This window comes from Streptomyces griseiscabiei, assembly GCF_020010925.1.
In the GTDB taxonomy this organism is placed as follows: domain Bacteria; phylum Actinomycetota; class Actinomycetes; order Streptomycetales; family Streptomycetaceae; genus Streptomyces; species Streptomyces griseiscabiei.
On record NZ_JAGJBZ010000003.1, the window covers coordinates 553,796 to 567,077 of the forward strand.

Genomic DNA, 13,282 nt, shown 5'->3' on the forward strand with positions numbered 1-13,282 from the left:
ACGTACGGCGACAACGGGGAAGGGACCGTGACCGACGACATGAGCAGGCACGACGGTGAGCACGGTGGTGGGCATGCTGGTGGGCACGGTGGTGGGCGTCCCGGCAGCCGGGCGGGGGGTCGTGCGTGGGCGGCGCGGCCGGAGATCCGGCTGCGGGTCGACCTCGGCGGTGATCTGCGGCCGCACCGCAGTGCGAAGATCGAGGCGCATCTGCGGGTGGACGTCACCGCCGGGGGCGCGCCCGCCGAGCTGCCCGCGATCGAACTCGCCGTGATCATCGCGGTCGATGTCGCCGAGCCCCTGCGGGCGGCCGTCCGGCACGCGCTGCCGGCCGCGTTGCGGGCGCTGCCCGACGGCATCTCCTTCACCGTGCTCGGCGCCGGGCCCGAGCCCGTCCGCTGCCATCCGGGGGGCGACGCCGAGTGGGCCGTGGCCGACGCGCGCGAGAAACGCCGGGCCGCCTTCGCGGCGGGGGCGATCCCGCTGCACCGGGACGGGCCGCGTCCCGCCGGATACGCCGCCTGGGCCGCCGGGGCGCGCGCCCTGCTCGCCGCGCGCCCCTTGTCCGTACGGCATCTGCTGCTGATCACCGACGGCAGCAGCGCGCCCGGCGAGACCCGGCTCGACGAGGAACTCGACGCCTGCGCCGGGCACTTCACCTGCGATGTGCTCGCCGTGGGCGCGGACTGGACCCCGGAGCCGCTGCTGACCCTCGCCGAACGGCTGCACGGCACCGCCGAGTTCGTGGACGACGGCCTCGGCACGGCGATCACCGCCGCGATCCGGCGGCTGCGCCGGGTGCACACCCCGCAGTTGCCGATCGAGGTGACCGTACGGCCCTCGGTGCGGCAGGTCGCGCTGAACGAGAAGGCGCCCCGGCCGCACCGCCTCGGCGGGCTGCCCCGGCCCGGCCGGCCGCACCGCTGGAGCTTTCCGACGTACCAGTGGGAGGAGGGCGGGCGGGACTATCTGCTCACCCTCGTCGCCGACGCCGATCATGATCCGCTGGAGACGTATCTGCAGTTCGCCATGGTCTCCGTCGGCGATGTCCACGCGGCCGTCACCGCCCGCTGGCACCGCCCCGACCTGCCGCCGCCCGACCTTCCGGCGGGCGCCGCCAGTGTGCGCGACCAGAAGTCCGCCACCGTGATGCGGGAGGCCCTGCGCCGGGGGCTCGTCGCGCTGGGGGAGGAGCGGCGGGAGGCCGCCAAGGGGCTCCTGGGACGGGCCGCGCGCCTCGCGGACCGGTTCGGCGCGGAGTGGGTGCTGGACGAGATCCGCGCGGTCGCCGACATCGAGGACGCGCCGGCGGGGCGGGTCCGGCTGCGTTCGGCCGTCGCCGCCGACACGCTCGGCCCGATGATCCTGCGCGCCGGGTCCAGACCCGTGCCCCTGACCGAGGCCGGCGGCCCCCGGCCGGGCCCGCGCTGCGCCCGGTGCGCGACTCCGGCCGGGGCCGAGGCCCGACACTGCATCGCCTGCGGGGAGAAGCTGCTGTGACGGTGGGGCGGGCTGTGGTGGGACTGGAGTCGGCCTGGCGGGTTGGGGTGGGGCGCCTGACGGTCGGGTGGCTGGCCGCCTGGCGTGGGGCGGGCGGACGTAGAGCGGCCGGGCGGACGAGGGCCGGACATACGGCGGGCGCGCGTATCGTGGTCGGGCGGGTGGGGACCGGGTGCGCGGCGGTCGCGTGGTGGTGGCCTGGCGTGGGGCGGGCCGACCTGGAGGGGTCTCGCGTGGGGCGGCCCGTGGAGCGGTCGGGTGGATGGCGGGCGGGAGCGAGGGAGCTGACCGAGGCCGATGGTCCCCGGCCGGGCCCGCGCTGCACCCGGTGCGCGACTCCGGCCGGGGCCGAGGCCCGACACTGCATCGCCTGCGGGGAGAAGCTGCTGTGACGGCGGGGCGGGAGTCGGCCTGGCGGGTGGGGGTCGGGTGCGCGGCGGTCGCGTGGTGGTTGCCTGGCGTGGGGCGGGCCGACCTGGAGGGGTCTCGCGTGGGGCGGTCCGTGGAGCTGCCGGGTGGATGGCGGGCGGGAGTGAGGGAGCGGGGCGTACAGCGGTCGGGTGTGCTGAGCGGGGAGGTGCGGCGGCCTGGCGTGGGGCGGACGGACGTAGGGCCGCAGGGCATATGGCGGTCGGGCGCGATGGGGCAGGACGCCTGGCGGCCGGGCGTACCACGGCCGGGCGTATGCCGGCCGACCGTGAGAGCGCGAGGCGTACGGCGGCCGGGCGTACGGCGGCCGGGCGTACGGCGGCCGGGCGTATGACGGCCGGGCGCGATGGCGCGGGCCGCACGGCGGGCGGGAGCGGCCCGGCGGGGCGTACGGCGAACAGGCGGGTTGAGGGGGGACGCGCGGTGGGCGGGTCGGTAGCGGCCTCGTGGTGGGAGGGGCGGTGGTGGGCAGTGAGTGTTCGTCGGCGGGGTGGCGCATCCCGGCGCCTTCTCCCGGGGGCGTCCTGGCGTGGCCCGTCGCCCGGGGCGTTCTGGCGGGTGCGGCTGGGCGGGTGGCGGACGCGGCGGTTGTTGGAGGCGCATCTGCTGGTGGTGACGGTGTGTGCGCTGGTGGCGGCCGGGGCGCTGGTCATGTCGTGCCGGCAGATCCAGGGTGGTGCCGGGGCGCTCGCCGACGACGAGGCGCCCGCCGTGCAGGGGCTGGCGGCCACCCGGCTGGCGGTGCTGCGTGCCGACCGCGAGGCGCGTGTCCTCGGGAAGTTGAAGCTCGTCGACGTGGCGGGCTCGGGCGAGACCTACCGGGCCCAGCTCTCCGCCGCCGACCAGGGGCTGTCCAGGATCGCGGACCGGACGGACCAGGATCTCGGCACCGTCAACGGGCTGCTCGCCACCTACAGCACCTCCCTCACCGCGGGTACGGCCCTGTACCGGGACCAGCCGCTCATGCGCGCGCAGAAGCTCGCCGAGGCGCGCTCGCTGCTCGTCCGGCCGGGCGTGGGACTCGTACCCCGGCTGCACGACATGCAGCAGGTCCAGATGCGGCACGCCGAGGCCACCGCCACCGAGGGATGGCTGCAGCGGAGCGGCTGGTGGATCGCGGAACTCGCCCTGGCGGCCCTCGCCCTGGCCCTGCTCTCGGCGCTGTTCGTGCTGCGCGACCGCTGTGGCCGTGACTGGAACCCGTATCTGCTCGCGGCCTTCGTCCTGACCGTGCTGCTCGCCGTCGTCCCGCTGCTGACGATGGCGTCCGCGCAGGACGACCTGGACAGCGTGGTCGGGGATCTGTGGGAGATCACCAAGGCCTCCTACCATCCCTGCTGCGACGAGCGGCTGGCGGGCGCGCAGCAGACCGTCACCGAGCGGTCCGCGGACGTCCGGCGCGTCCTCGCCGACGACACCTGGACCGACCGGGTCCAGCAGGGCACCCTGACCGGCGGCCTGCTGATCGTCGTCCTCCCGGCGGTGGGGCTCGGCCTCCGGCTCGACAGCGACTACTGGAGGCGGCGATGACCCCGTACGGCGGCCGGGGGAGGCGAAGGTGACCCGGCGGTTCAAGGTGCTGGTGCTGCTCGTGGCGCTGCTGCTGGTGTCCGCGGGCGGCATGGTGGCGGTGTGGTCGGAGCGGGACGACGAGCCGGTGACCATCCTCGGGCCGTGGACCGACGCCCAGGGGGAGCAGTTCGAGGAGGTGCTGCGGGGCTTCGGCATCCCCTTCGAGTACCAGGGCACGGCGGCCCAGCGCGAGGTGCTGCTGTCCAAGGTGCAGTCGGGGGAACCCCCGGACATCGCGATCATGCCGGGCGTCGGTGAACTCGCCGAGTACGCCGCCCAGAACCGGCTGGAGCCGTTGAACGACCTCTACGCGGAGGAGGAGTACGGCGCCCCCTGGAACCCGGTGAGCGGGCCCTCGAAGGACGCGTACTGGGTCCCGGTCAAGGCCGACCTGAAGAGCATCGTCTGGTACCGCGAGGGCGAGCGCCCGGTGAACTCGCCCGCGCCCCTGGCGAGTTGGTGCGTCGGCATGGGGGACGACGGCGCCTCCGGCTGGCCCGGCAGCGACTGGATCGAGGATCTCGTCCTGCAGCGGGAGGGCCCGGGTGTCTACGGCGGGTGGGCGCTCGGCGACGCCGCGGTGCCCTGGACGGGGACAGCGGTGCGCGGCGCGTGGGAGGCGTGGGCCGGTCTGCTGCGGCAGGACGAGAAGGCGGCCCGGCGCGCCCTGCTCACCGACCACCGCGGCGTGTCCGGCGGGCACGGTCTGCTCTTCGGCGCGGCGGACGGATGCTCCCTGGAACACCAGGGTTCCTTCGCCCGCTCGTTCTACGGGTCGAAGGGGCGGCAGGCGGGGCTGACGGACTCCGCCCCGCTGCTGCCCGGCGGCGGCTACCGGGTCCGCGCCCACGAGGTGACCGGTGACTTCGCGGCGCTGTTCGGCGACCGGTCGCGGGCCCGCGACCTCATCGGACGGCTGGCCTCCCGGGAGGGCCAGCAGAAGTGGGCCGAGACCGCGGACGTCTTCTCGGCGAACCGGCGGGTGCGGCCGGGTGACAGCCCCCTCGAACAGCAGATCGCCCGGCGGCTCACCGGCACGGGCCCCCGCTGTCTCGACGCCTCCGACGTCATGCCCCCGGCCGTCCGGGACGCCTTCTACGAGGCCGTCCTCCTCACCATCGCCCGCGCGGCCGCCGGGAAGGACCTCGACGTTCCGGGGCTGCTGGCGGACGTACAGAAGGTGGCGGAGGCACAGCCGGACCGGGCTCCGGCGTTGCGGACGGTGTGCAGCACGTAGTCCGCACGTGGTCCGCTCGTGGGCGCACGTGGCCGCTCGTGTGTGGTCCGCTCCTGGTCGCACGTGGCCGCTCGTGGTCCGCGGCGGCGTGTCAGCGGGGCTCGGGGCGGGAGGCGTGGAAGGTGCGGCGGTAGGCGTCCGGGGGGACGCCCAGGGTGCGGTGGAAGTGGCGGCGCAGGGTGGCGGCGGTGCCCATGCCGGTGGCGGTCGCGATGGTGTCGACGCTGTGCACGGTGGTCTCCAGGAGTTCCTGGGCGCGCCGGACGCGCTGGGTGAGGAGCCACTGGAGCGGGGTGGTGCCGGTGGCCGCGTGGAAGTGGCGGGTGAGGGTGCGGGAGCTCATGTTCGCCCGGCGGGCCAGGTCCTCGACGGTCAGGGGCTGGTCGAGGCGTTCGAGGACCCAGGGCAGCAGGTCGGTCAGCGGGTGGTCGTCGCGCAGGGGGACCGGCGCGGGGACGAACTGGGCCTGACCGCCGGAACGGTGCGGGGGGACGACCAGCCGGCGGGCCACCGTGTTGGCCGCTGCCGAGCCGTGGTCGAGGCGGACCAGGTGCAGACAGAGGTCCATCGCGGCGGCCTTGCCCGCCGAGGTGAGCACGCTGCCGTTGTCGACGTAGAGGACGTCCGGGTCGACCTCCACCTCGGGGAAGCGGGCGGCCAGGACGTCCGTGTGGGCCCAGTGTGTGGTCGCCCGGCGGCCGTTCAGCAGGCCCGCGGCGGCCAGTACGAACGCGCCGGTGCAGAGCGAGGCGATACGCGCGCCCGCGTCGTGCGCCGCGCGCACCGCCTCGACCAGGGCGGCGGGCGGCTCCTCGTCCACATCGGCCCAGCCGGGGACGATCACCGTGTCGGCCTCGGCGAGCCGGTCCAGGCCGTGGTCCGGCTCCAGCCGGAAGCGGCCCACCGTGACGGGGCCGGGACCGCAGAGGACGAACTCGTACCAGGGAGCCACCAGATGCGAGAGGTCGGAGCCGAACACCTCGTGGGCCAGGGAGAGTTCGAAGTGCAGCATGCCGTCGGTGACGGCCATGGCGAGGGTGGTCCCGTCCGGTGTGGGCATGTCGGAAAGTGTACGGGCATCGTCGTTCCGGACACTCGTGGTGGCGCTCCGCTCCCGGAAGGATGGCGGTGTCGGGGCGGTCGGCGCCCCCGGGAACGCGGGGAGAACTCATGGCTACGGGGAGCGCGGAGCGGATGCGGAGTGCGGGGCGCGCGGGGCGTACGGTCGCGGTGTTCGGGGCGTACGGGCACACCGGGCGCTTCGTGGTGGCGGAGCTGCGGGCGCGCGGGTTCGTGCCGGTGGCGGTCGGGCGGGACGCGGGGAAGCTGCGGGCGCTCGTCGCGGATCAGCCGGGGACGGGGACGGGGACGGGGACGGGGGCGGGGACGGGGGCGGGGACGAAGCCGGCGCTCGACGCGCGGGTGGCCTCCGTCGGTGAACCGGCCTCGCTGGACCGGGCGTTGGCCGGGGTCGACGCCGTGGTCAACTGCGCCGGGCCCTTCGCGGAGACGGCCGGGCCGGTGATCGAGGCGGCACTGCGTGCCGGGATCCCGTATGTGGACGTGGCGGCCGAGATCGAGGCGAACCTCGACACCTTCGCGGAGTTCGGGGAGCGGGCCCGCGCGGCGGGGGTCGTCGTGGTGCCCGCGATGGCGTTCTTCGGCGGGCTCGGCGATCTGCTGGTCACCGCCGCGATCGAGTCGGCCGACTGGGCGGCGGCCGACGAGGCGCATGTCGCGTACGGGCTGAGCGGGTGGCACCCCACGGAGGGGACGCGGGTCGCCGGCGCGGTCTCGCGGCGGCGCAGGGGCGGGCGGCGGGTGCGGTACAGCGAGGGCCGGCTGGAGTACCGGGACGACGCGGCGCCCGCCACGAAGTGGGACTTCCCCGAGCCGCTGGGGACCCGCGCGGTGATCGGGGAGTTCAGCATGGCCGATGTCGTCACCGTGCCCAGCCATCTGGCCGTCCCCGAGGTGCGGACGTACATGACGGCCGAGGCCGCGCGCGACCTGGCGGCTCCCGACACGCCCGCCCCGGCCGCCGTCGACGAGCACGGGCGCTCCGCGCAGACCTTCCTGGTGGACGCCGTCGTGCGCTCCGGGGGCGTGGAACGGCGTGCCGTCGCGCGCGGGCAGGACATCTACGCCGTCAGCGCGCCCCTCGCGGTGGAGGCGGTCCGGCGGGTGGTGGAGGGGCGGACCAAGGGGGTCGGGGTGCTCTCCGCCGGGGCCGCGTTCGACGCCGCGGACTTCCTGCGGGCGCTGGCCGGGCAGGGGCACCTCTCGGTCGAGGTGGGGGCGTAGGGCGTAGGGGGTAGACCGAGAACTAGCTCTCCGGTGGCCGGTGCGGGCTCGCCGGCGGCGGGGCCGGGGTGCCCGGGACGATCAGGCCCGTTTCGTACGCCACCACCACGGCCTGGGCGCGGTCGCGGAGGCGGAGCTTGGCGAGGATGCGGGCGACATGGGTCTTGACGGTGGCCTCGCTGAGACGGAAGTGGGCGGCCAGTTCGGTGTTGCTGAGGCCGGTGGCGAGGGAGCGGAGCACCTGGAGTTCGCGGGGGGTGAGGGGCGCCAGATCGCGGTGGAGGGCGGGGGTCTCGGGGGTGGGGGAGACGAAGCGCTCGATCAGCCGGCGGGTGATGGCGGGGGAGAGCAGGGCGTCGCCGGTGCGGGCCAGCCGGACGGCGGCCACCAGGTGTTCGGGGGTGACGTCCTTGAGGAGGAAGCCGCTGGCGCCGGCGGTGAGGGCCGCGTACACGTAGCGGTCCAGGTCGAACGTGGTCAGCATGAGCACGCGGGGCGGGTCGGGGACCGTGCCGGAGAGGATGCGGCGCGTCGCCTCCAGACCGTCCGTGCCCGGCATCCGGATGTCCATCAGGACCAGGTCGGGGCGTGTGCGGTGGACCGCCTCCAGCGCCTGGTCGCCGTCGGCCGCCTCGCCGACCACGTCGATGCCGTCCGCGGACAGGATCATGCTGAACCCGGTCCGCACCAGCGCCTGGTCGTCGGCGATCACCACACGGGGGCGGTCCGCCTCGACGGGGTTCCGGGCGAGGGGGTGGCCGACGGTCATGACGGGGTCCGGGGGTGTGGGGCGGTGGGTGGTGTGAGGTCGGGAAGGCCCGTGGGTTCGGTGGGCTCGGTGGGCTCGATGGGGTCGGTGGGTGGGGGCGTGCCGGGCGGAGGGGGCGTGAGCGGGATGACCGCCCGGACGCGGTAGCCGCCGGTCGGGCGGGGGCCCGTGTGGAGGGTGCCGTGGTGGAGGGCGAGGCGTTCGCGCAGGCCCAGGAGCCCCCGGCCGGTGCCGGTCGTGGCCGCGGGGGTGGGGGCGCCGCCGGTGTCCGTGATGTCCAGGCGCAGCGCGGTGGGCGTGTGGTCGACGGTGACCCGGACCCGGGCGCCCGCCGCGTGCTTGACCGTGTTCGTCAGGGCCTCCTGGACGACGCGGTACGCGGCCAGATCGGCACCCGGCGACAGCGGGGACGCCGGGGTGCCGGTGACCGTCAGCTCCACGGGGACACCGGAGGCGCGGACCCGGGAGGTGAGGGCCGGGAGCTGGTCCAGGCCCGGTTGCGGGGCCAGCTCCGTGTCCACGGTGGGTCCGGCCGGGGAGACGGAGCCGACCGCCGCCGTGTCCCCGACGGCAGGCGGGGCCCAGGGGCCGAGCGGCGCCCCGTGCGGGCCACCGCTCGGCGCCCCGAACGGGCCGGTCGACGTCTCCCTCGTCGGCTTCTCCCCCGCCGGCGTGGCGTGGTCCTCGTCGGACATCGTCAACAGGCCCATCACATGGCGGAGTTCGGTCATCACCGTACGGCCGCCCGACTCCACGGCGAGGAGCGCCTCGCGGGCCCGGTCGGGCGCGGTGTCCATGATCTTGCGGGCCGCGCCCGCCTGGATGACCATCACGCTCACATTGTGGGTGACGACGTCGTGCAACTCCCGGGCGATACGGGAGCGTTCGTGCTCGACGGCGAGACGGGTCGCCGCCTCCTGCTGTTCCTGGAGGGCGTGCACCCGCTGTTTCCAGGTGTGGATCGCGTTGGCCCCGAGCCCCACCCCGAGCAGGACGAGGAACGGGATCACGCCCGGGGTGACGTACGGAAAGTTCTCCTCGGCGAGCGCCGCGACCAGGGCGGCGCCCGCCACCAGACCGGTGAGCGCGCGCAGCCGGTACGGGCTGTGGACGGCCGCGCTGTACGCGGCGACCAGGCAGGTCAGGAACGTGTACTCGGTCGCCCCGCCCGCCCCCAGCCGCTGGTTGAACACCGTCGTCGTGACGATCACCGCGCAGAACGCGGCCAGCGGGTGGCGACGGCGGACCAGCAGCGGCAGCGCGGTCAGGGCGGCGAGGAGCAGCTGCCAGGTGTGGGGCGCACCGAGATCCGGCGCCGGAAACGGCGGTGCCGGCAGCGCCGGCGGTGGTTCCGGTCCGGCTCCGGTGATCGGTGCCAGCACCCTGTGCGGCAGCCGCGGGACCGTGCCCACGCCCTGCTCCAGCGTGGCGGCGACCGTGCAGGCGGCCAGCAGAAGGGCGAGGCAGGCGTCGGCGGTCCAGGCCCAGCGGGAGAGGCGGGGGAGCGGCCTCCTGGCGCGGAGGAGGGGCGACAGGCCGTCCCGCCGGGCCCGCACGAGCGCCGCCCGTACGGCCGCCCACACCCCCGCCGCCCGGGCGGTCACCGCCCCGGCCGCCCCTGCCGAGCCCGTCGGTTCCGCCGTCCCCGCCGCCCCCGCCGTCCGCGTCGCCTTCTTCCGTGTCTCCCCGCCGCCCATGGGAGCAGTGTGGCAAGCGGCGGTGGGCGGCACATCCGTCGTGGTGGGGACGGGGCGTACATCGTCCGCCTACATCTCGGGGATGACGTGCGCGCGGGGTACGTCCGGTACGGCAGCGGGGTTCGCCGCAGAGGGCGACGACCGGGGGCGGGGGTCGTCCCTAGCGTCGGGGCGACACGTCAACCACCGTTCTGGGGAGGCTCCGTGGGCACCACCACGACCCCGTCCACCGCCGCGTCCGGCACCGCCGCCGCGCCCGTCATCGACATCCATGAGGTGAGCAGGGCGTACGGAGGTGAGGGGCCGCCCGCGCTCGACGGGGTCTCGCTGCGGGTGCGGGCCGGGGAGGCGGTGAGTGTCGTCGGGCCGTCGGGGAGCGGCAAGTCGACGCTGCTCAACCTCATCGCCGGGCTGGACAGGCCGAGTTCGGGGAGCGTCACGGTCGACGGGGTGCGGGTGGACCGGCTGGGGGAGGCCGGGTCGGCGCGGTACCGGCGGGCCAAGGTCGGGATGGTCTTCCAGTTCTTCAACCTGCTGGACGACCTGAGCGTCGTCGACAATGTGCTGCTGCCCGCCCAACTGGCGGGCATGGGCGGGGCGGAGGCCCGGCGGCGGGCGGCGGGACTGCTGGAGTACCTCCGCGTCGACCGGCACGCCGACGCGTATCCCGGGCGGTTGTCGGGCGGCGAACGGCAACGGGTCGCCGTGGCACGTGCGTTGATGAACCGCCCGGCCCTGCTCCTCGCCGACGAACCCACCGGCGCGCTCGACACCGCGTCCGGCGACGACGTCCGTGCCCTCCTCACCGAACTCCACGCGGACGGACAGACGATCGTCCTCGTCACCCATGACCCGCGCCTCGCCGAGTCCTGCGCGAACCGGACGGTGGAGCTGGTCGACGGCCGGATCGTGCGGGACGTGGTGCGTGGCCCGGTGGCCGACACACCGGGTGACGCCGTGCGCGACACGACGGTGGTGGACCGGTGAGCGCGCTCGGGCGGGTGGTGCGGGCCGGGGTGACGCGGCGGCGGGTGCCGACCGTGGTGATGGTGCTGACGACGCTGATGGCCGTGACCGCGTCGGTGCTGGCGGTCGGGCTGCTCGTCGCCGCGCGGGCGCCCTTCGAACGGGCCTTCGCGGAGCGGCGGGGCGCGCATCTGACCGGGCAGTTCGACGGGACGAGGGTGACGGCGGCACGGCTCGCGGCGACCGCCGAGGTCCCCGGGGTGACCGCCGTGGCCGGGCCCTTCCCGGTCGTCTCGGTACGGCCCCGGACCGTCACGGGGTCCGACTTCGTGCCGGCCGGGGTGGATCTGCCCCCGCTGACCGTCGTCGGGCGGAAGGACGCGGGCGGGCCCGTCGACGAGATCGACCTGACCGAGGGCGAGTGGGCCACCCGGCCCGGCCAGATCGTCCTGGCCACCGGCAGCGCACCCGTGCGGCCGGGCGCCCGCCTGACGTTCCCCGACGCGCCGGGGAGCCCGACCCTGACCGTGGTCGGCATCGCCCGCTCGGTCACCGGCACCGGGGACGCCTGGGTCACTCCTGCCCAGGCGGAGGGGCTCGCGGAGGGGCTGACGGCGGGACCGGCGGGGGAGGGCGCCGGGAGCACGGGGGATACGGGTGGCCGTGCGGGCGCCGGGGCCTCGTACGAGATGCTCTACCGCTTCCGGGACGCCGCCACCGAGGACGACATCGCCGCCGCGCGGGCCGCGATCGTGGCGGCCGTGCCGGAGGGCGCGCTGAGCGGGGCGCGGTCGTATCTGACGGTGCGGCAGGGGGAGACGGCGAACGCGCTGGCCTTCGTGCCGTTCCTGGCGGCCTTCGGCGTGCTCGGGCTGTGTCTGTCGGTGCTGGTGATCGGGATCGTGGTCGGTGGGGCCGTGGGGGCGGCGACCCGGCGCATCGGTGTGCTCAAGGCGCTCGGGTTCACGCCCGCGCAGGTCGTCCGGGCCTATGTGGCACAGGCGTTGCTGCCGGCGGTGGTCGGCTGTGTCCTCGGGGTGGCGCTCGGCAACGCGCTGGCCGTGCCGGTGCTGCACGAGGTCGGGGAGGCGTTCGGCGCGCCGGCCGGGGGGATTCCGGTGTGGGTGGACGTCGCCGTCCCCGGCGCCGCGCTCCTGCTGGTCGCCTGCGCGGCCGTGCTGCCCGCCCTGCGCGCCGGCCGGCTGCGGACGGTGGAGGCGATCGCCGTCGGGGGCGGGGCCAGGGGGACCGCCCGGGGCGAGACCGGGCGGGACCGTGGACGGTCGACGCGGAGGTCCCCGCGAGGGTTCCCGGCGGGCCGCTTCGCCGCGGCTCGGTACACCGCCGTACGACTCACCGCGCGACTCGCCGCCCGGCTGCCGTTGCCGCGGGCCCTGGGGCTGGGGCTGGCGTATCCGTTCGCCCGGCCCGCGCGGGCGGCGACGGTGGGCGCGGCGGTCGCCTTCGGCGCCGTGTCCGTCACGTTCGCCGTGGGGCTCGCGCTGACGCTGGGCGCGGTCCAGGAGGGCCGCATGCTCGACCCGGCCGGATCGGCCGTCGTGGAGTCCGGCGGCGGGCAGGGGCCGCCCGGCGCGGACGTCGTACCGGCGGACGGGGGCGGCCGGGCGGCGGAGAAGGCCGATCCGGCGGCGGTGGCGGCCGTGCTCCGGGCCCAGGACGGCACCGAACGGTTCTACGGCACCGCGCAGGCCCAGGTCGGCGCCTCGGGGGTCACCGGCGCGACGACCGTCGTGGCGTACGAGGGCGACTCGGCGTGGGGCGCTCCCGGGCTGGTCTCGGGGCACTGGCTCGACGGGCCGGGCCAGGCCGTGGTCACCGGGCGGTTCCTGACGGCCGCCGGGATCGGGGTGGGGGACACGGTGACCCTCACGGACCAGGGCCGCCGGGCCACCGTACGGATCGTCGGCGAGGCCTTCTTCACCCAGGGCGAGGGGATGGTGCTGCTCACCTCGACGGCCACGCTCACCGAACTCGGGCTGGGGGAGGGGGCGTCGCCGGGCCGGTTCCACGTACGGATGGCGCCCGGCACGGACCCGGCCCGCTACCTGGACGGGCTGAACCGTGCCCTCGACGACGCGGGTCTCGGTGCCTTCGCCCACGGGGACACGGGTGACTCCTCCAGCGTGATCGTGGCCATGGACGCGCTGATCGGGATGCTCACGCTGATGCTCGTCGTGGTCGCCGGGCTGGGCGTCCTGAACACGGTCGTCCTCGACACCCGCGACCGCGTCCACGACCTCGGCGTCCTCAAGGCCCTCGGCATGACACCCCGCCAGACCGTCGCCATGGTCGTGACGTCCGTCGCCGGGGTCGGCCTGCTCGCGGGGCTGGTGGCCGTACCGGCCGGGATCGCCCTGCACCGGGCCGTCACCCCCTTCATGGCCGACGCCGTCGGCATGACCCTCCCACCCGCCCACCTCGCCGTGTACGGCCTCCCCGCCCTCACCGCCCTCGCCCTCGGCGGCCTCGTCATCGCCGTGACGGGCGCACTGCTCCCGGCCGGCTGGGCGGCGAGGACGCCCACGGCGACGGCACTGCGGACGGAGTAGCCGGGGGAGGGGAGGGGAGGGGACGGGCCGGGGAGGGTTCGAGTGGAGGGCGCCGGCGAGGGGCTGTCGGAGAGGAGAGAGCGTCGGCGAGGCCGCCGTTCCCGGCCCGACGGGGCCTCGCCGCCGAGAACCCATCCGCCGATGTGGCCACCGTCCCCTGGCGAGGGGTACCGCCCTGCCGCGCGAGGGAAGCCCTCCTGCCGACGAAGTCGCCGTCCCCCTCCCGGCGGGGGCTCCC

9 protein-coding genes are annotated in these 13,282 nt (G+C 75.9%); 6 read left to right on the forward strand and 3 right to left on the reverse strand.

The window, feature by feature from the left end:
• Positions 1 to 27 precede the first annotated feature (27 nt).
• From J8M51_RS36320 to J8M51_RS36330, 3 genes are all read left to right on the forward strand, one after another.
• Positions 28 to 1,500 (forward strand): VWA domain-containing protein, encoded by a 1,473-nt coding sequence (locus J8M51_RS36320; protein ID WP_267299786.1) that lies wholly within the window; start codon positions 28 to 30, stop codon positions 1,498 to 1,500.
• Between the two features lie 1,017 nt (positions 1,501 to 2,517).
• Positions 2,518 to 3,459 carry a hypothetical protein gene (locus tag J8M51_RS36325; RefSeq protein WP_256966289.1) on the forward strand — a complete coding sequence of 314 codons (942 nt, stop codon included), beginning with the start codon at positions 2,518 to 2,520 and terminating at the stop codon, positions 3,457 to 3,459.
• Positions 3,460 to 3,487: 28 nt separating this feature from the next.
• A complete protein-coding gene (locus J8M51_RS36330) occupies positions 3,488 to 4,738 on the forward strand; it encodes an extracellular solute-binding protein (RefSeq protein WP_086763527.1) in 1,251 nt (416 codons plus the stop codon).
• A 91-nt stretch (positions 4,739 to 4,829) separates the two neighbouring features.
• On the opposite strand, the gene J8M51_RS36335 is transcribed toward J8M51_RS36330, so the two are convergent.
• The gene (locus J8M51_RS36335) at positions 4,830 to 5,798 is read right to left on the reverse strand and encodes a helix-turn-helix domain-containing protein (protein ID WP_267299787.1); all 969 of its coding nucleotides are present in this window, start codon (positions 5,796 to 5,798) and stop codon (positions 4,830 to 4,832) included.
• A 110-nt stretch (positions 5,799 to 5,908) separates the two neighbouring features.
• Between J8M51_RS36335 and J8M51_RS36340 the strand changes: the two genes are divergently transcribed.
• Positions 5,909 to 7,042 carry a saccharopine dehydrogenase NADP-binding domain-containing protein gene (locus tag J8M51_RS36340; RefSeq protein WP_267299788.1) on the forward strand — a complete coding sequence of 378 codons (1,134 nt, stop codon included), beginning with the start codon at positions 5,909 to 5,911 and terminating at the stop codon, positions 7,040 to 7,042.
• Between the two features lie 22 nt (positions 7,043 to 7,064).
• On the opposite strand, the gene J8M51_RS36345 is transcribed toward J8M51_RS36340, so the two are convergent.
• Both J8M51_RS36345 and J8M51_RS36350 read right to left on the reverse strand, forming a co-directional pair.
• Positions 7,065 to 7,811 (reverse strand): response regulator, encoded by a 747-nt coding sequence (locus J8M51_RS36345; protein ID WP_267299789.1) that lies wholly within the window; start codon positions 7,809 to 7,811, stop codon positions 7,065 to 7,067.
• Positions 7,808 to 9,508 (reverse strand): sensor histidine kinase, encoded by a 1,701-nt coding sequence (locus J8M51_RS36350; RefSeq protein ID WP_267299790.1) that lies wholly within the window; start codon positions 9,506 to 9,508, stop codon positions 7,808 to 7,810. The genes J8M51_RS36345 and J8M51_RS36350 overlap by 4 nt, the downstream gene beginning before the upstream one ends.
• Positions 9,509 to 9,712: 204 nt before the next feature.
• Between J8M51_RS36350 and J8M51_RS36355 the strand changes: the two genes are divergently transcribed.
• Positions 9,713 to 10,495 (forward strand): ABC transporter ATP-binding protein, encoded by a 783-nt coding sequence (locus J8M51_RS36355; RefSeq protein ID WP_267299791.1) that lies wholly within the window; start codon positions 9,713 to 9,715, stop codon positions 10,493 to 10,495.
• Complete coding sequence (locus tag J8M51_RS36360; protein ID WP_267299792.1) at positions 10,492 to 13,044, forward strand: ABC transporter permease; 2,553 nt, start codon at positions 10,492 to 10,494, stop codon at positions 13,042 to 13,044. Before J8M51_RS36355 ends, J8M51_RS36360 begins: the two co-directional genes overlap by 4 nt.
• Positions 13,045 to 13,282 lie beyond the last annotated feature (238 nt).

What these genes read in the sequence shown, in the direction of transcription:
- J8M51_RS36350 (WP_267299790.1), bottom strand. Translation starts at nt 9,508, where the DNA reads ATGGGCGGCGGGGAGACACGGAAGAAGGCGACGCGGACGGCGGGGGCG.
- J8M51_RS36335 (WP_267299787.1), bottom strand. Translation starts at nt 5,798, where the DNA reads ATGCCCACACCGGACGGGACCACCCTCGCCATGGCCGTCACCGACGGC.
- J8M51_RS36340 (WP_267299788.1), top strand. Translation starts at nt 5,909, where the DNA reads ATGGCTACGGGGAGCGCGGAGCGGATGCGGAGTGCGGGGCGCGCGGGG.
- J8M51_RS36345 (WP_267299789.1), bottom strand. Translation starts at nt 7,811, where the DNA reads ATGACCGTCGGCCACCCCCTCGCCCGGAACCCCGTCGAGGCGGACCGC.